This window comes from Nocardia sp. bgisy134, from assembly GCF_965341865.1.
GTDB lineage: Bacteria > Actinomycetota > Actinomycetes > Mycobacteriales > Mycobacteriaceae > Nocardia.
This window is the reverse complement of the sequence record NZ_CBDQZP010000026.1, coordinates 31,044-46,201: the sequence shown is the minus strand read 5'-3', so window position 1 is coordinate 46,201 and position 15,158 is coordinate 31,044. Positions and strand designations below refer to the sequence as shown.

Annotated in this window: 11 protein-coding genes; 5 read left to right on the top strand and 6 right to left on the bottom strand. The window is 71.1% G+C overall.

Going from position 1 to position 15,158, the window contains the following annotated elements; all coding sequences use genetic code 11:
* Positions 1 to 41: 41 nt before the first annotated feature.
* Positions 42 to 1,454: an alpha/beta-hydrolase family protein gene (locus ACRWNM_RS32965; protein ID WP_431972069.1), complete on the bottom strand. Its 1,413-nt coding sequence runs from the start codon at positions 1,452 to 1,454 to the stop codon at positions 42 to 44.
* The gene (locus ACRWNM_RS32960; RefSeq protein ID WP_431972068.1) at positions 1,451 to 2,227 is read right to left on the bottom strand and encodes a hypothetical protein; all 777 of its coding nucleotides are present in this window, start codon (positions 2,225 to 2,227) and stop codon (positions 1,451 to 1,453) included. The genes ACRWNM_RS32965 and ACRWNM_RS32960 overlap by 4 nt, the downstream gene beginning before the upstream one ends.
* Positions 2,228 to 2,395: 168 nt before the next feature.
* Here ACRWNM_RS32960 and ACRWNM_RS32955 point away from each other — a divergent pair, with 168 nt between their 5' ends.
* A complete protein-coding gene (locus ACRWNM_RS32955; protein WP_431972067.1) occupies positions 2,396 to 3,613 on the top strand; it encodes a sensor histidine kinase in 1,218 nt (405 codons plus the stop codon).
* Positions 3,614 to 3,668: 55 nt separating this feature from the next.
* A complete protein-coding gene (locus ACRWNM_RS32950; protein ID WP_431972066.1) occupies positions 3,669 to 4,334 on the top strand; it encodes a response regulator in 666 nt (221 codons plus the stop codon).
* Here the strand turns inward: ACRWNM_RS32950 and ACRWNM_RS32945 are convergent, their stop codons facing one another.
* Positions 4,335 to 5,231: a hypothetical protein gene (locus ACRWNM_RS32945; RefSeq protein ID WP_431972065.1), complete on the bottom strand. Its 897-nt coding sequence runs from the start codon at positions 5,229 to 5,231 to the stop codon at positions 4,335 to 4,337.
* A 391-nt stretch (positions 5,232 to 5,622) separates the two neighbouring features.
* Here ACRWNM_RS32945 and ACRWNM_RS32940 point away from each other — a divergent pair, with 391 nt between their 5' ends.
* Positions 5,623 to 9,264, top strand: a complete 3,642-nt coding sequence (locus ACRWNM_RS32940; RefSeq protein WP_431972064.1) for a protein kinase domain-containing protein — start codon at positions 5,623 to 5,625, stop codon at positions 9,262 to 9,264.
* Between the two features lie 36 nt (positions 9,265 to 9,300).
* Here ACRWNM_RS32940 and ACRWNM_RS32935 read toward each other — a convergent pair whose 3' ends face one another.
* Genes ACRWNM_RS32935 through ACRWNM_RS32925 form a run of 3 tightly spaced genes read right to left on the bottom strand, consistent with a single transcriptional unit; the run spans position 9,301 to position 12,891 of the window.
* Positions 9,301 to 11,793 carry an FtsX-like permease family protein gene (locus tag ACRWNM_RS32935; protein WP_431972063.1) on the bottom strand — a complete coding sequence of 831 codons (2,493 nt, stop codon included), beginning with the start codon at positions 11,791 to 11,793 and terminating at the stop codon, positions 9,301 to 9,303.
* The gene (locus tag ACRWNM_RS32930) at positions 11,790 to 12,542 is read right to left on the bottom strand and encodes an ABC transporter ATP-binding protein (RefSeq protein WP_431972062.1); all 753 of its coding nucleotides are present in this window, start codon (positions 12,540 to 12,542) and stop codon (positions 11,790 to 11,792) included. The genes ACRWNM_RS32935 and ACRWNM_RS32930 overlap by 4 nt, the downstream gene beginning before the upstream one ends.
* 28 nt (positions 12,543 to 12,570) lie before the next feature.
* Positions 12,571 to 12,891 (bottom strand): hypothetical protein, encoded by a 321-nt coding sequence (locus ACRWNM_RS32925; protein WP_431972061.1) that lies wholly within the window; start codon positions 12,889 to 12,891, stop codon positions 12,571 to 12,573.
* A 191-nt stretch (positions 12,892 to 13,082) separates the two neighbouring features.
* On the opposite strand from ACRWNM_RS32925, the gene ACRWNM_RS32920 reads away from it, so the two are divergent.
* Positions 13,083 to 14,453, top strand: coding sequence for a sensor histidine kinase (locus ACRWNM_RS32920; protein ID WP_431972060.1), 1,371 nt, complete (start codon positions 13,083 to 13,085; stop codon positions 14,451 to 14,453).
* On the top strand, positions 14,450 to 15,139 hold the full coding sequence (locus ACRWNM_RS32915) for a response regulator (RefSeq protein WP_431972059.1): 690 nt from the start codon (positions 14,450 to 14,452) through the stop codon (positions 15,137 to 15,139). Before ACRWNM_RS32920 ends, ACRWNM_RS32915 begins: the two co-directional genes overlap by 4 nt.
* The last annotated feature ends 19 nt before the right edge of the window (positions 15,140 to 15,158 follow it).

The window sequence follows — 15,158 nt, the reverse complement described above, 5'->3', positions numbered from 1 at the left end:
GACCGGAGCGCTCGGCACGAAACCTGGCGCAGACTGGGCACTCAGCACGAACCCAGCGCCGTGCCCTGGTCGGTGCCGTAGCGGTGGCCGTGGCCGGGCGGCGCGTCGAGGGCGGCGAGCAAGTCCGCGCTGGTCTGTAGGAAACTCACCACGGGAAGCCAGCGCGGGACGGGAGCGTCGACCCGTACGCCGGTCAGGTCGGGCGCGCGCCACAGCAGCGCGGGCGACCAGTGCACGACCGGATCGGAGCTGTTGGCCAGCACGGTCGCGCCCGCGCGGTGCGCGTCGCCCGCGGGCGGACCGGCCCAGAGCGCGGCGCAGGTGCGGCGGTCCTGCTCGGCGTCGTTGGCGAAGATCGCGCTGCCGCCGAGCGCGCCGAGGCTCTGGCCGTAGACGAACAGCCGGGGCGGCTCGGCCATGGCGTGCAGGCGGCGTTCCACGGCGTCGAAGAGGGCGCGCGCCGCCCGCACCGCGTGGGCGCGGCCGAAGAGGAACGTCACCCAGCTCGGCGCGTAGGAGTACTGGAGACCGACCACCGCCACGTCACCGCCGAAGCGTTCGGCGAAGCCGGTCACCGCGTTGGCGTCGATCCAGCCGGAACCCGTCGGCAGTGCGACCACGATATTGGACCGGTACAGCCCGCCCGAGCGCTCCAGCTCCCGGATCGCCAGTGCCACACGGGAGTCCAGATCCGGGGCGGAATCCACGCCGACATAGACCCGGACCGGTCCTTCCGGCGTTCCGCTGACGAACTTGCGGCCCTGAGCGCCCAGTGACGGCCAGCTGGCCGCCGACTCGGCGCTGCCCGACCTGGTGTGCGAAACAGGTTGCGTCACAGCGGGATCCATCGCGACATTGGCCGCCGCGTACACCTGCTGCCGCCATCCGACCACCGCGGGCGCGAGCACGAGGTAACCCAGCGCCGCGGTGATCAGTCCCATCACCAGTCCACGAAGCAGGCCCAGTTTGCGCAGTGCCCAGCCCAGCGCCTTGGCCACTCCGACGACAACGGCGGTGAGCAGTGTCGCGGTCAGTGCGCAGCGCACCCAGTAGCCGGGACCGATCGGCGGGGTCCCCATCGCGGCGCGCAGCTCGTTCTGCCAATGCCCGGCGCGCCAGGCGGCGAACGCCACGACCAGGCCGGCCACCGCGAGCAGCGGACGGCGGTAGCGGCCGAAACGCGCGTCGACGTCGAAGTTCCAGCGGCCCAGCAGGAATCGTAGCGCGCCGGCGAGTCCGAGCGAACACGCGACCATCAGGGCGGTGAGCACCGCCTGTGCACCGGGTGTGCGGGGGAGCAGACCCGGCGCGAGCGAGATGAACACTCCCGCAACGACTCCCAGTGTCGTCCCGATGCGCGGTGTGGCGAATTCGGACCATTGCCGGGACTTCGGCGTATCAGGTTCGAGGCGGGGGCTTTCGGCGGGCTCGGTGTGCTGCCGCGTCGTCGTCACGCCGAAACCTCCATGGCGACAGCGTTGTTGGTGAAGTCGCTGGCACGAGCTGATCGACCGTCGGCCGCCGATCGCAGCGCACCGAGGACCAGCGCCGAAAGCCCGCCGAGTCCGAGTAAGCCCAGTCCGGCGAGACCGACCAGCCATCCGCTGCGTCCGGTCGCCGCACCGCCCGCGCCGAGCAGCGTCTCCACGACGGGTGCGCCGTAGTGCTGGCGGCGCGAGTTCAGATCCACCACGGTATCGGCGATATCCGCCATCGCGTAGCACCTGGCCCGCCCCCACGATTCGGTGCGAACGTCGCACGCCTCCCGCATCCTGCGGTCCAGCGCCGCGTCCACGGCCTGCCTCGCCCACGGGCCGAGCGGCTCGCCGCGCCGGTCCGCGTAACGCAGCAGGTCGTAGCCGAGATCGTGTGCCTTGCAGGCGGTCTCGAACTCGGCGGGCAGCGGGACGGGCGAGGAGCAGTCACCGCCCGGATTGGTCAACAGGCCGCGCATCGGTACCGGCCGATAACCCAGCACGGTCGCGAAGTCGTCGGGAAGCGCTGCGGCCGAATCGGTTTCGCCGGCGGTGAGGGCGGCGATCGCGGTGGCGGCCGCGATGTTCTCGACGGCGGGATGCGCGACGCTCGCCGCTTGCGCCGCCGGGGCCAGGGCGACGGTGGCCGACATCGTGGTCAGCGCCGCGGCCGTCAGCGCCGCTACCCGGCGCAGCCCGGTGGGGGCGGCGTCCGGGCGGCGGGCGGGGGCGGCGATGGTCTCGATCCTCATGGGCCTCGACGCTAGGAACGGCCCATGCTCACCGGCCTCCCGCCGCGGTGCGGTTTCCGTCGCCGTGCCGTCGGGGGAGCGGCCCCTTCGCCTCCCACCGAGGTACGGGGTGCGAATTCACCCGTGGGTATGAGGCACGCGGCGGGCCGGGTTCCTAGGGTCGTCATCATGAAGCAGAAGACCCGTGGTCTGACCGAGCGGATGGACGCGCGCGCCTGGTTCGACGTGTCCGTCGTGCTCACCGCGCTGATCCTCTACTCGGTGGCGTGGCCGACGCTGCACCTCACGCACGCCGTGTCGCCGGGAGCGCAGCCGTTCATCGCCGCGCTGGCCGCGTTCCCGATCCTGCTGGTGCGGGTCAACCCGGCACTCGGCTGGGCCATCTCTGCGGGTTCGGCGCTGCTCATCGCGCTGGCCATCCCGCACCAGCCGAACAACGATCTGCCGTTCCAGGTGGTGCAGGTGATCGTGCTGATCGCGCTGCTGTTCGCGGTGGGGCTGCGCGCTCCGGTGCAGATCGTGGCGGTCGCCTGGGGCGCGACCTCGCTGTTGTTCGGCACCACCATGCCGGGCGAGGGCGAGGCGTTCGCCAACGCCGCCTGGGGCTGGCCCATCGCGCTGGCGGCGGTGGTGCTGTTCGCCCTGCTCGTCCGGTGGCTGGCGCTCTCGCGCAAGGAACTGGTGCGTCAGGAGGAAGAGAACGAGCTGGAGCGGGCCCGCCGCGCCATTCTCGAGGAGAAGGCGCGCATCGCCCGCGACCTGCACGATGTGGTCGCCCACCACATGTCCCTGGTGGTGGTGCAGGCGCAGACCGCGCCGTACCGGGTGGAGGGCGTGACCCCGGCCGCGCGCGCCGAATTCGAATCGATCGGCGCCACCGCGCGCGAGGCGCTCAACGAGATCCGCGGCATGCTCGGCGTGCTGCGCAGCGACGGACAGCTGCCCGAACACGCGCCCCAGCCGAAGGCCGAGGACGTGCTCGCCCTGTTCGACGGCGCCCGGCGCGCGGGCGTCACCATCGACTGGACGGTCGAGGGCGAGCTCGGCTCGGTGCCCGAGACCACCGGGCTCGCGCTGTACCGGATCGCCCAGGAGTCGCTCTCGAACGCCTCGCGGCACGCGCCGGGAGCCCCGGTACGGGTGGAGATCGTCTGCGGTACAGAGCTGCACCTGCGGGTCGTGAACGGGGCAGGCGCGACGCCTGCGCGGCCGGTCGGCAACGGCGGGCACGGCATCGCGGGCATGCGGGCCAGGGCGTTGGCCGCCGGTGGTGAGGTCACCGCCGAGGCGAGCCCGGACGGCGGGTTCGAGGTGCGGGCCCGCCTGCCGCTCGGCCCGGCGCCTGCCGAGGTCACGGCGGCGGTCGCGCCGCCGACCGTGTCCTGATCTCCGCGATTCGGGCGCACGCTCGCACACTCGGCGCGGCAATTAGGGTGGGCGCGTGGCAATAACGGTTTTGATCGCCGACGACCAAGCGATGGTGCGCCAAGGCTTCGGCGCGCTGCTCGCCGCCCAACCGGACATCAGCGTCGTCGGCGACGCTCCCGACGGCAAGGTCGCGGTGGCGGAGGCCAAGCGGCTGCGTCCCGACGTCGTGCTGATGGACGTGCGCATGCCGGAGATGAACGGACTGGACGCGGCGCGCGCCATCCTCGCGGCGGGTTTCGACCCGCCGGTGCGGGTGCTGATGCTGACCACGTTCGACATCGACGACTACGTGTACGAGGCGCTCAGTCTGGGCGCCAGCGGGTTCCTGCTCAAAGACGCGCCCGCCGAGGAACTGGTGCGCGCGGTGCGGGTGGTCGCCGATGGGCAAGCGCTGCTCGCGCCGACCGTCACCCGCAGGCTCATCGCCGATGTCACCAGCCGCCGCGCCGCGGCGCGCACCAAACCCGCGCCGCAACTGGCCGCGCTCACGCCGCGGGAGCGCGAGGTGCTGGAGCTGATCGCGAAGGGCATGTCCAACACCGAGATCGCCGAGGCGCTGTTCGTGGCCGAGCAGACCGTGAAAACCCATGTCTCCAAGGTCTTCTCGAAGCTGAACCTGCGCGACCGGGCGCAAGCCGTCGTGCTCGCCTACGAATCCGGTCTGGTCACTCCCGGCTGATCAGTCCGGGCACTTGCCGCCGCGCAGCTCGTCCACGTGGCGGCCGAGCAGCGCGGCGAGGCTGTCGAGCAGCGCCGTCGCGTCCGCGAAGCCGCCCGAATCCGCCTGCGCCGCAAGGGCGATCGCCACCAGACCGGACCGGGACGGCAGCAGCCCGAACTGGCGCGCCGTGTAGACCCCGGTGTCGTCGTCGGGACCCCAGCCGCCCTTGAACTCGGCGCCCTCCAAGGTCCCGAGACCCCAGAGCTGGTCGGGAACGATCTCGCCCATCAGCCGGGTCACCGTCTCGGTCTGCGGCAGACACGGTAGGCGCGAGGCGAACCGGACCTGATCGGTCAGCGACCACTCGGTCGCGCCGAACGCCTCGTAGTCGAGCCGGGTGCGCGGGCCGGCCACACCGGTGACGGCGTCGCCTGCCTCGTCGAGCACCTGCTGCACGGCTTGGGCCGCCTCCAGCCCGTCGCCGAGCGAATTCCACAGCGCGTCGGCGGCGGCGTTGTCGGAGATGGTGATGGCCGCTTCGGCGTCGAGCATCGCGCCCTCGGGGTCGTGGCGCAGCGCCGCGATGGCCAGCGGAACCTTGATGGTCGACCAGGCGATGCCGCTGGTCCAATCCCCGAAGACGGTGATCCGGGTACCGCCCACCGGCATGACCGCCAGGCCGACCTGCCCCGGCAGGCTGGGCTGGAGCTGAGTGAAGTCGGCCGCCAGCGAGTTCGGCAGGCTCACCGTGCGTCCCGCGGCCCAGGTGCCCGCCGTCTGCGCGGCCACGGTCGCGGTGGTGTGCTTCTCCGCCCGCTCGGGGCCGAGGCCGCACGAGACCATGGCCAGCAATGTTGTCGCGACGCCGACACGCAGCACCGGACGACATAGCGAAACGATTCGAGCCGACTCCACCACCGTGCACCTCCCCACCGCCCTGCGCGTCCCGCGCTTGCCTCGGCGGTGCCTTCTACCCGTCCAACCCGTCCGGGTGAATCACCGGCCGAGAACCCACCACCGTGCTCGCTCGTGGGAAGTGACGCGATGATGATGTGCTGTACATAGTTTGCCGATCATCGCGCAGAATTCGAAACCGAGTGTTCTGAGCAGGGCGAATGCGTGTACCTCCGCCTTCCGGCCGTGCGCGGCGCGGTCGGCGGACTGTGTCCGGCTGCGCTCGTCGTGCGTACCTCCTCGCTGTCGCTCCGGCCGTGCGACTGTGTCCGGCTGTGCTCGCTGTCCGTACCTCCCGCCTCCGGCACGGCCGTGAATTAGGCTGGCTGTTCTGGACCGGAAGGGGATCGCCTTGCTCACTAGCGGTGAGGTGTTCGCGGGATTCACCGTGGAACGGCTGCTCGGGCAGGGCGGAATGGGGTCGGTCTACCTCGCGCGGCACCCCAGGTTGTCCCGGCGGACCGCGCTCAAGCTCCTCAGCCGCGAGCTGTTCCTGGACAACGAGGTGCGGGCGCGCTTCGAGCGGGAGGCCGATCTGGCCGCGCAGCTGGATCACCCCGGCATCGTCGCGGTCTACGATCGGGGCTCCGAGGACGGTCAGCTGTGGATCTCCATGCAGTACGTCGACGGGGTCGACGCGGCGGCGGTGAATCCGCTGACGCTGCCGCCCGAGCGGGCCGTGCAGATCATCGAAGGCGTCGCGGACGCACTGGATTACGCGCATGGCATGGGCGTTCTGCACCGGGACGTGAAGCCTGCCAACATCATGCTGGCCAGGTCCAGCGGCGGGCAGGGCGAGCGGGTCTTCCTCACCGATTTCGGCATCGCCAGGCTGCGCGAGGATTCCGCCCACCTGACCCAGACCGGCATGTTCACCGCCACCCTCGCCTACGCCTCGCCGGAGCAGATGACCGGCGCGCCCTTGGGCAACCGCTCCGATCAGTACTCGCTGGCCTGCGCGCTGTACTGGCTGCTGGCCGGCGTCGGGCCGTTCGACGCCGACAATCCCGCCGACATCATCCACGGCCATCTCCAGCTCCCGCTGCCCTCGGTCCGGTTGCGCAGGCCGAACCTGAACCCTGCCCTGGACGCGGTGCTCGCGGCGGGCATGGCGAAACGCCCGGAACACCGCTACCGCTCCTGTACCGAGTTCGCCGCCGCGGCCCGCAAGGCGCTGACCGCCGTCGGCCCGCCCCCGCTGCCGGTCATCCCGCCACCGGCCTACCCGCCCCAGCCGTACCCCGCACCACCCGGCTACCCGCAGCCCATGCCGCTGCCGCCGCACGCGATGCCGCCGCAACCCGTTCCGCCGCAACCGGTTCCGAGGCAGGTTCCATCTCAGCCGGTGCCGCCACAGCCGGTTCCTCCGCACCTGGTGCCGCAACAGCCGGTGCCGATGCAGGCAACACCGCAGCCTGCGCCGCCGCCCGTGCCGCAACAGCCGGTGCCGATGCAGGCGCCACCGCAGCCCATGCCGCCGCCACCTCTCGCGGCTCCCATGCCAATTCCGCCGAACGCGCCTCCGGGTCGGCCTGGCGCGGTGCATCCGTCGGCCAATCCTGCGCCGCAACCACCGGTACCGCCGCCACCTGGTTCGATGCCGGTTCCGCCCACCGCATCCGCACCTGGGCCGGGCATGCCTGCCGCGGTGCAACCGTCAGTCGACGCGTCGGCACCACTGCCGGTCCTGCCGCGACCGGCTCCGATTCCGATGCCACCGAACGCATCTGCGCCCGGCGTCGGCCAACCGCCTTCGCCGCAGCCGATGGCCGACCCGGCTGTACAGCCGTCGGTTCCGGCGCAACCTGCCCCGATGCCAGTGCAGCCCAACGCATATCGGCCTGGGGCGGGTCAGCCTGCCGCCCCGCCGCCGTTGCCCGAGTCCGCGCCGCCGGGCACGCCGCAACCGAGCTCGGTTTCGATGCCGCCGAATGCATCTGCGCCTGGCGCGAGCCGACCTGCGGCAATGCAGCCGATGCCGCAGCCGCCGGAACCTGGCGCGATGCCGCCGCCGTCGAACGTGTCTCCACCTGGATCAGACCAGTCGGCCGCCGCGCCGCCATTGGCCGACCGGATTGCTCAGCCGCCAGTTCCGCCGCAATCTGCCCCGTTGCCGATGCCGCCCAACGTGCCTCCCCCTGGGTCGGGCGGGCCTGCCGCGGTGCGACCGTCAGCCGACTCGTCGGCGCCACCGCCGGTTCAGTCGCAACCGGATCGGATTCCGGTTCCGCCGAACGCATCCGCGCGTGGCGGAGGCCAACTGGCCTCTCCTCAGCCGTTGGCCGCCCCTGCGTCCCAGTCGGTTCCGCCGCAGCCGGACCCGAGGTCAGTGCAGCCCAACGCATCTCCGTCTGACCTGGGCTGGCCTGCCGTCGCACAGCCGTTGGCCGACCCGATGGCGCGGCCACCGGTTCCGCCGCAACCTGCCCCGTTGCCGATGCCGCCCAACGCGCCCCTTCCTGGTTCGGGCGGGCCAGCGGCAGTGCAGCCGTCAGCCGACTCGTTGGCGCCGCAGCCGGTGCCGCAGTCGCCGGGTTCGCTGGAATCCATGCAGATACCGTTGCCGTCCAACGCGCCTCCGCCTGGATCGGACCAACCGGCCGCCGCACAGCCGTTGGCCGACTCGATGGCGCAGTCGGTTTCGCCGGTATCCACCCCATTGCCGATGCCGCAGAACGCATCCGAGGCGAGCGGCGGGGCACACCCTGCGTCGGGGGCTGTGCAGCCGGTCGAGGGGGAGGGTTCGCGTGGCGCTTCGTCAGTGCAGGGTGCCGCGATGGGCTCGCCGCACAGTGTGCCGGGGCGAAGCGCTGAAGCCGTTGTGCCGCAAGCAGATGGGGAGACGGCAGCGGCGCCTGGTGCGCAGGGCGAGCTGGAAAGCGCCACGGGGGACTCGGAGTCGTCCACGGCCGGAAGTCCTGCGGAGCCATCGCAGTCGTCTCCACAGGAGGCCGCGTCGGGCCTGGAGGGGGCGCGGTCACGCTCGGAGGTCGGGGGTTTCGTCGAGTCGACCGCGGACCGAACGAAGTTCATAGGCGGCGAAGCGAAGTCGACGGCGAGCGAGCGTTCCGAGCACGCGGGCGCGCCGGGTAGCCGGCCGTCCAGTGGCGGTGCCGCAGCCGCCGCGCAACACCAGGGCTCCGCCTCCGCGCCACCGCAGAACCTCGGCGGGCCACCGCCGCAGGCCATGCCGCCGATGACGGGGCCGGGGCCGGGGCCGGGGCCGGGGCCGGTCAACGGTGCGTCAGGTCCGCCTCCGGGGTATCCGCACGGGCCGAATCCCCCTGGGGCCCAGCCGGTGCCGCCGCGACGTCGGCTCGCCGGGCTGATCGGTGTGCTGGCACTGGGGTTGGCGGTGGTCGTCGCGCTGACGGTCGGAATGGTCGTCGTGCTGGTGTCGCGGTCCGACGCGGGGGAGGGGACCGCGGCCGCCCCGGCGACCGCGCTACCGAAGGCGGCCTCGCCCGCGCCCGCCCCGGATCCACTGGCGGCGAGCAGACGAGCGTTTCCGACGCTGCTACCACAGGAGGCGGGCAACATCGGCGAGGGCTTCGAGGAGGCCACCTGTTACGCCGAGAAGCGCGGGGACCGGTTGAGCATCGACGAGGAGGCGCTCACCTCGAGCCCGTGGGTCCTCGCCTGGGAATGCCGCCGCGACGTCGACAACCCGTTCGGCATGAGCTACACCGTGCTGGAGTACCAGTCCGCCGCCGCGGCGCGTGCGGTGATCGAGACGCTGCCCACCAACGCGGCGACGCCCGGGCGCAAGTCGGGTGTGCCGTTCACCCAGCACCTGTGGATCAGGGCGGACCCGCCGGGACCGGTGCCGTCGCATTACTACACGGCGAAACTCGTGGTCGGCTTTCCAACCGACACGAACCACGCGAATTACCTTGTGTACGCGAGCCATCGGGGCCCGGCCCGGAATCCGCAGTCGCCGCTGCGGCCCGCCGAGGACGAGCTCGCGGAGTGGTGGACGACGACGCCACTGTGACCGGTGGTGCGACGCGCCGCCGCACCGCCCGGTCGTTCAGTCGACCGCCAACGCCTCCACGATCGGCATCCGCGCCGCACGCAACGCGGGCGGGATCGAGCCGAGCAGCGCGAGCCCGAGTGCCGCGGTGCCGTAGACCAGCAGCATCGGGCTCGGCTCGTAGACGATGTCGATGGTCATGGCGTGGCCGATGGCGACGGTGGCCAGATACTGGATCGCCGTGCCGACCGCGAGACCTATTGCCGCGCCGATGAGTCCGATGCCCGCCGCTTCGGCGAGCACCGAGCGCAGCAGGAACTTGCGACTGGTGCCCATGGCGCGCAGCACGCCGAGTTCGCGGCGGCGTTCGAGCACCGAGAGCATCAGGGTGTTCAGCAGCGCGACGGTCGCCACAAGCACCACGATCCACAGGATCGCCCGGCTCATCACCGAACCCTGCCGCAGACTCGACGAGATCGCGGTCACGGCGTCCGCGCCCGAGGTCACGTAGATCTCCTCCGGTACGGCAGCGCGGATGGCGGCCTGCACCGCGGCCCGGTCGGCGCCGGGCTCGATATCGACGGCGAGGATGGTCTCACCCGGCCGCTGATACCACTGCCGCAGATACTCGATGTCCATCATCACGATGCCCGAGATCGCGGACATGTACGGGATCACCTGCAACACCTCGACCGGGTGCGGGCCGGTCGGGGTCTGCAGGGTCAGCTCCGAGCCGGCGCTCACCCCGAGCGAACGCGCCACGTCGCGGGAGATCACCACGCCTTCACCGGAGGCCATGCGCGGCAACATGTTCCGATCGACGGAGCTGGTGCGCACATCGCCACGCACGGTCGGGTAGCCCTGCAGCATGACCCGCCCGGTGCCGAGGGTGGCGAAGGCCATCTGCGTGGGATTCGCCTGTTCGACGCCCGGCAGGCGCGCAATGGTGTCCGCCAGTCCGGCGGGCAACACCGGCCCGGTCGGGAACTGCTCCATCGCCGTCGGGCTGACGTAGACGTCCGTGTGGCCCAGGTCCTCGAACGAGGCGGTGGCCGAGTCGACCATGTTGGCGGACGCGCCGCCCATCGCCACGGTGGCGGATACGCCGATCATCACGGTCATCGCCGTCGCCCAGACCCGGCGCGGCGCGCGTTCCAAGGTGGTCGAGCCGAGCGCGCCCGGTGCGCCGAACCGGCGGGCGATGACGGCAGCGGTGCGCACGATAGGCCCGGTGGCCGCGAAGCAGACGAGCACCGTCGCTGTGAACGCCATCGTGATGGACGCGAGCGAAAGCCTGCCGAGGTCGGCCCTGGCGACGAACACGGCGGCCACCGCGAGCCCGATGCCGAATGCCGCCGCGGCCCAGCGCAGCGTCGGGCGGACGGAGTCGGTCTGGCCGACGCCGACCGGCGCGAGCGCCTCGATCGGCTGCACCTTGTAGACCTGCCTGGCGGCGAGGGCGGAGGCGATGACGCTGGCCAGGACGCAGGCCGCCACGGCGGCCGGAATCGCGTAGCCGGGCACCATGTACTCGGTGCGCGCCTCCACCGACTGCACCATGGCCGCGGGCAGGCGGTCGATCGCGGTGCGGCCCATGAACATACCGATGACGGCGCCGACCGCGCCGCCGAACAGGCCGAGCAGCGCGGCCTCGGCGAGCAGATCGCGCACCATCGGTGCGCGCTTGCCGCCGATGGCGCGCAGCAGCGACAGCGTCGGCCTGCGCTGGGCGACCGCCATGCTCATCGCGTTGTAGATCAGGAACGCCGAGACGATCAGCGCGGCGGCCGAGGACATCAGCGTCGAGTAGCGGACGATCTGGATCGCCCCGCTCGCCTGCGCGGTGCGCAGATCCGGATCGGCGACGACGGCGCGCCCGTCCACCGCCGCGGTCAGCGCGGTGCGCAACGCGCCCAGGTCGGCGCCGTCGGTCGCGATGATCTGCACCGAGTCCAGCTTGCCCGCCCGGCCGGTCAGCATCTGCGCCAAACCCAGTGGGGCGGCGATGATGTACCCGCCGTTGAGCTTGTCCGACGCCTCCGCGTCGAGCACACCCGCCACCGTGACAGTGCCCGCACCGAGCGGGAACCGGTCACCCTCGGCGTGCCCCATCGCGGCGCCGACGAGGACGCCGTTGGGCGTGGTGATCAACTTGCCTGCCTGCGCGCCCATCGGCCCGGCGATTTCGCTGCCCAGCGCCGTGATGCTCGCGTCGGCGCCGAGCAGCAGCGCGCGATCCTCGCCCGTGCCGAGCTGGGCGCGCAGCATGGGCACCGCCTTGTCGACGCCCGGTGTCGCGGAAATACGCGGCAGCAGTTGCTGATCGAAGCCGGCGTCGGTGATGCCGGTGATCTCCAGCACCGCCTTCCCGCCGAGCGACTTGGTGAGCTGGTCCACCGACCCGGTGACCGAACCGGAGATGCTCAGCACCGCGACGAGCAGCGAGGCGGACACGCCCATCACGGTCAGTGACATGATCGTCCGCCCGCGGTGCGCGAGCAGTTCGCCGAAGTTGAACAGCCGCAGCCGATCCCATGCCGCCCTGATCACGCGCGCACCGAGCCCTCGTTCAGCGCCGAGTCCTCGTCCGGCTCGGTGCGGACCCTTCGCTCGACCCGGTCGTTGGAGCCGATCTTGCCGTCGCGCAGCGTGATCACCCGGTCGCAGTACTCCACCGCGCCCATGTCGTGGGTCACCATGACCACCGAATTGCCGTTGCCCGCAATGTCACCGAGCAGTTCCAGGATCGCCGCGCCGGTCTTGGAGTCCAGGTTGCCGGTCGGTTCGTCGGCCAGGATGAGCGGCGGGTCCATGATCAACGCCCTGGCCACCGCCACCCGCTGCATCTGGCCGCCGGACAACTCGGCGGGACGATGCTCGGCCCGGTTGCTCAGCCCGACGCGCTCGAGCAGTTCCAGCGCCTTCGGCTTGGCCTTGCGTAATCCGGTGCCGTCCAGCAACTTCGGAATCGCGACGTTCTCCCAGGCGGACAGCGTGGGCAGCAGGTTGAAGAACTGGAAGATGAATCCCACTTGGTGGCGGCGGAACTCGGACTGCTGTTCCTCGTTCAGCGCGCCGATCTCGTTTCCCTGGAAGCGAATCGACCCCGCGTCGGGACTGTCCAGCGCGCCGAGCAGATGCAGCAGCGTGCTCTTGCCGGAGCCGGACGGTCCGATGATCGACGTGAATTCGCCTGTCTCTATCCGCAATCCGATTCCGTCGAGCGCGCGCACCGTCTGCTCCCCGACCCGGTACTGCTTGATGATGTCCGACAGTTCCAGCATGGCCGGTTCCGACATGTGGTTCCCCCACTTTCTTTCGACTGTGCTATCGCGCCAGCGCCTCGGACGCCCGGTGGCGGCGACGATACTGGCAATCGAGCACCGCGCGCAGCACGGGCTGCTCCGCGGCGAGCTCGAGATAGGCCTCGACCGCGGACTGCCCCTGCGTCAAGGCCTGCTCCATTTTGACGTCCAAATGCAGTTGCCACCGGTACTTCAGAGCGAGCAGTACCCCCTCCGGGCCGCCGAACAGCCGATCCAGCCCCGGTATCCCGTCGAACAGGTCGGGACTCTCCGGATCGGCCGCCGCGCGGGCGAGCACGGTGTGCACGATTTCGGTCCGAGCGTGTTGATCTTCCCAGGACATGACATCGGCCTTTCGTGATGCGTCCGCCGCACCGCCGATCGGGCCGTACGGCGAGGATGCGGCCAACGCTACGGAGCGCGGCCACGGGTGTCGTCGTCCCGGAGACGAGAATCGATCTCCTACCGTGGTAGGAGAACCGGACCGTTCCCGGGACGATGCGTCGGCGGCCGACGGCCGACTAACCTGGCTACATGGACGTGACGCAGGTCATCCCTTCGGAGACGGGCGCCAGGCAGGCGATTCCGCTGCGCGAGCTCGGGCGGGTGCGCGATCGCGTCCGCGAGTTCGTGCGCGATCCGATCGGCATGTTCCACCGCAGTCTGACGGAGTTGCCGTTCGACTATCCGCCGAAAGTCATCATCATCGCCGACATCATGACGTTCGTGATCGGCGTCGCGGCGACCGTGCAGCGGCACGCCTACTTCCCGACGGCGTTGCCCTTGGTGGCCGTGTTGCTGCTGTTCATGGCGGTCCCGGCGTTCTGCCTGCTCGGCGTCGTGCCCAATCCGGGCACCCTCGGCGTGTGCGGGATGGCGGCGGCGGCGCTGTTCCTGCTCCAGCCGGTCTCGACGGATGTCGCGCCGTTCGTGCTGGTCATCATCGTCGGCGAGGTGGCGGCGATCGCGTCGGTGCGGGTCGGCATCGCGGTGGCCGTCGGCGCGATCGCCGAACTGGTGGCCTTCGACATCTTCGGCCACGTGCTGTGGAGCGCCGACAACGAACGCTTCCAAGGGATGCCGATGTACAGCATCGGCGTCCTGCTCGGGCTGCTGTGCGGGCTGATGCTGCAATACCAGCGCCGCTTCCTCTACCAGGAACGCCACTATCAGAGCATGCGCGCCGCCCAGGCGGCCGAGGAGGAGCGCCGCAGGATAGCCCGCGAGGTGCACGACGTGATCGCGCATTCGCTCAGCATCACGCTACTGCACCTCACCGCGGCCAGGCACGCGCTGGAAACCGACCGCGATGTGGACGAGGCGGTGGAGGCACTGGTCGACGCCGAACGCCTCGGCCGCCAGGCGATGGCCGACATCCGGCGCACCGTGGGACTGCTGGACAAGCGACCCTCGAAGCTGGTTCCGGAACCGAGCGTCGGCGACATCGACGACCTGGTCGGCGATTTCGTGCGCGCCGGACTCGACGTGCGATACCGGTGCACCGACGATCTGTCCCCGGTGTCGGCGGCGGTGGGTCTCGCGCTGTACCGCATCGGCCAGGAGTCGCTGGCCAACGTGGTCAAGCACGCGCCGGGCGCGACGGCGAGCGTGCTGCTCACGGTGGACGATGCCACGGCCGCGCTCACGGTGAGCAACACGCTGCCCGCCGGATTGCCCGCGCAGCGGGGACACGGCATGGGTCTGTCCGGCATGTGGCAGCGCGCCGAACTGCTCGGCGGGCGGCTGACCGCGGGACCCACCGAGGACGGCTGGTCGGTGCGGGCGGAATTTCCGCTGGCCGCCACCAAGGCGTGGGCGTGTTCGCTGCCGGGGCTGTTCGCCGACGCCGCCGCAGTACCGCCCATCGGCTCCAAGCCGCGGAACATCCTGCGGGAGGGTGCGTGACAGCCGCTGCGCCGGACGCCGACACCATCGCCGTCCTCGTCGTCGACGATCAGGAATTGGTGCGCGGCGGTCTGCGCCGCATCCTGCGCCGTCGCGACGGTTTCCTGGTGACCGAATGCGCCGACGGTGACGAGGTGCCTGCCGCGGTGGCCGCCGACAAGCCGGACGTGGTGCTGATGGATCTGCGCATGAAACGCGTCGGCGGCATCGACGCCACCCGGCTGCTGCGCGCCGTCGAGGGCGCGCCGCCGGTGCTGGTGCTCACCACGTTCGACGACGACCAGTTGCTGTCCGGCGCGCTGCGCGCGGGCGCCGCCGGGTTCATCCTCAAGGATTCGCCCGCCGAGGACCTGATCCGCGCGGTGCGGATGGTGGCCACCGGCGGGGCATGGCTCGATCCCTCGGTGACCGACCGGGTGCTGTCGACCTATCGAACGGCCCGGCCGGTGCCCACCCGCACCGACAACAGGCTCGCGGACTTGACCGCGCGCGAGTACGAGGTGCTCGAACTCATCGGCCGCGGCCGCGCCAACGCGGAAATCGCCAGGCAACTGGGCATCTCGGAAGTCACCGTGAAAAGCCATGTCGGGCACATATTCGGCAAGCTCGACCTGCGAGATCGCGCCGCGGCGATCGTCTTTGCGTTTGACCACGGGGTGGTCGCACCCGGAGAATCTACCCCCTGACGGGCAGCCCGCACCCATG

What these genes read in the sequence shown, in the direction of transcription:
- ACRWNM_RS32960 (WP_431972068.1), bottom strand. Translation starts at nt 2,227, where the DNA reads ATGAGGATCGAGACCATCGCCGCCCCCGCCCGCCGCCCGGACGCCGCC.
- ACRWNM_RS32955 (WP_431972067.1), top strand. Translation starts at nt 2,396, where the DNA reads ATGAAGCAGAAGACCCGTGGTCTGACCGAGCGGATGGACGCGCGCGCC.
- ACRWNM_RS32930 (WP_431972062.1), bottom strand. Translation starts at nt 12,542, where the DNA reads ATGTCGGAACCGGCCATGCTGGAACTGTCGGACATCATCAAGCAGTAC.
- ACRWNM_RS32925 (WP_431972061.1), bottom strand. Translation starts at nt 12,891, where the DNA reads ATGTCCTGGGAAGATCAACACGCTCGGACCGAAATCGTGCACACCGTG.
- ACRWNM_RS32920 (WP_431972060.1), top strand. Translation starts at nt 13,083, where the DNA reads ATGGACGTGACGCAGGTCATCCCTTCGGAGACGGGCGCCAGGCAGGCG.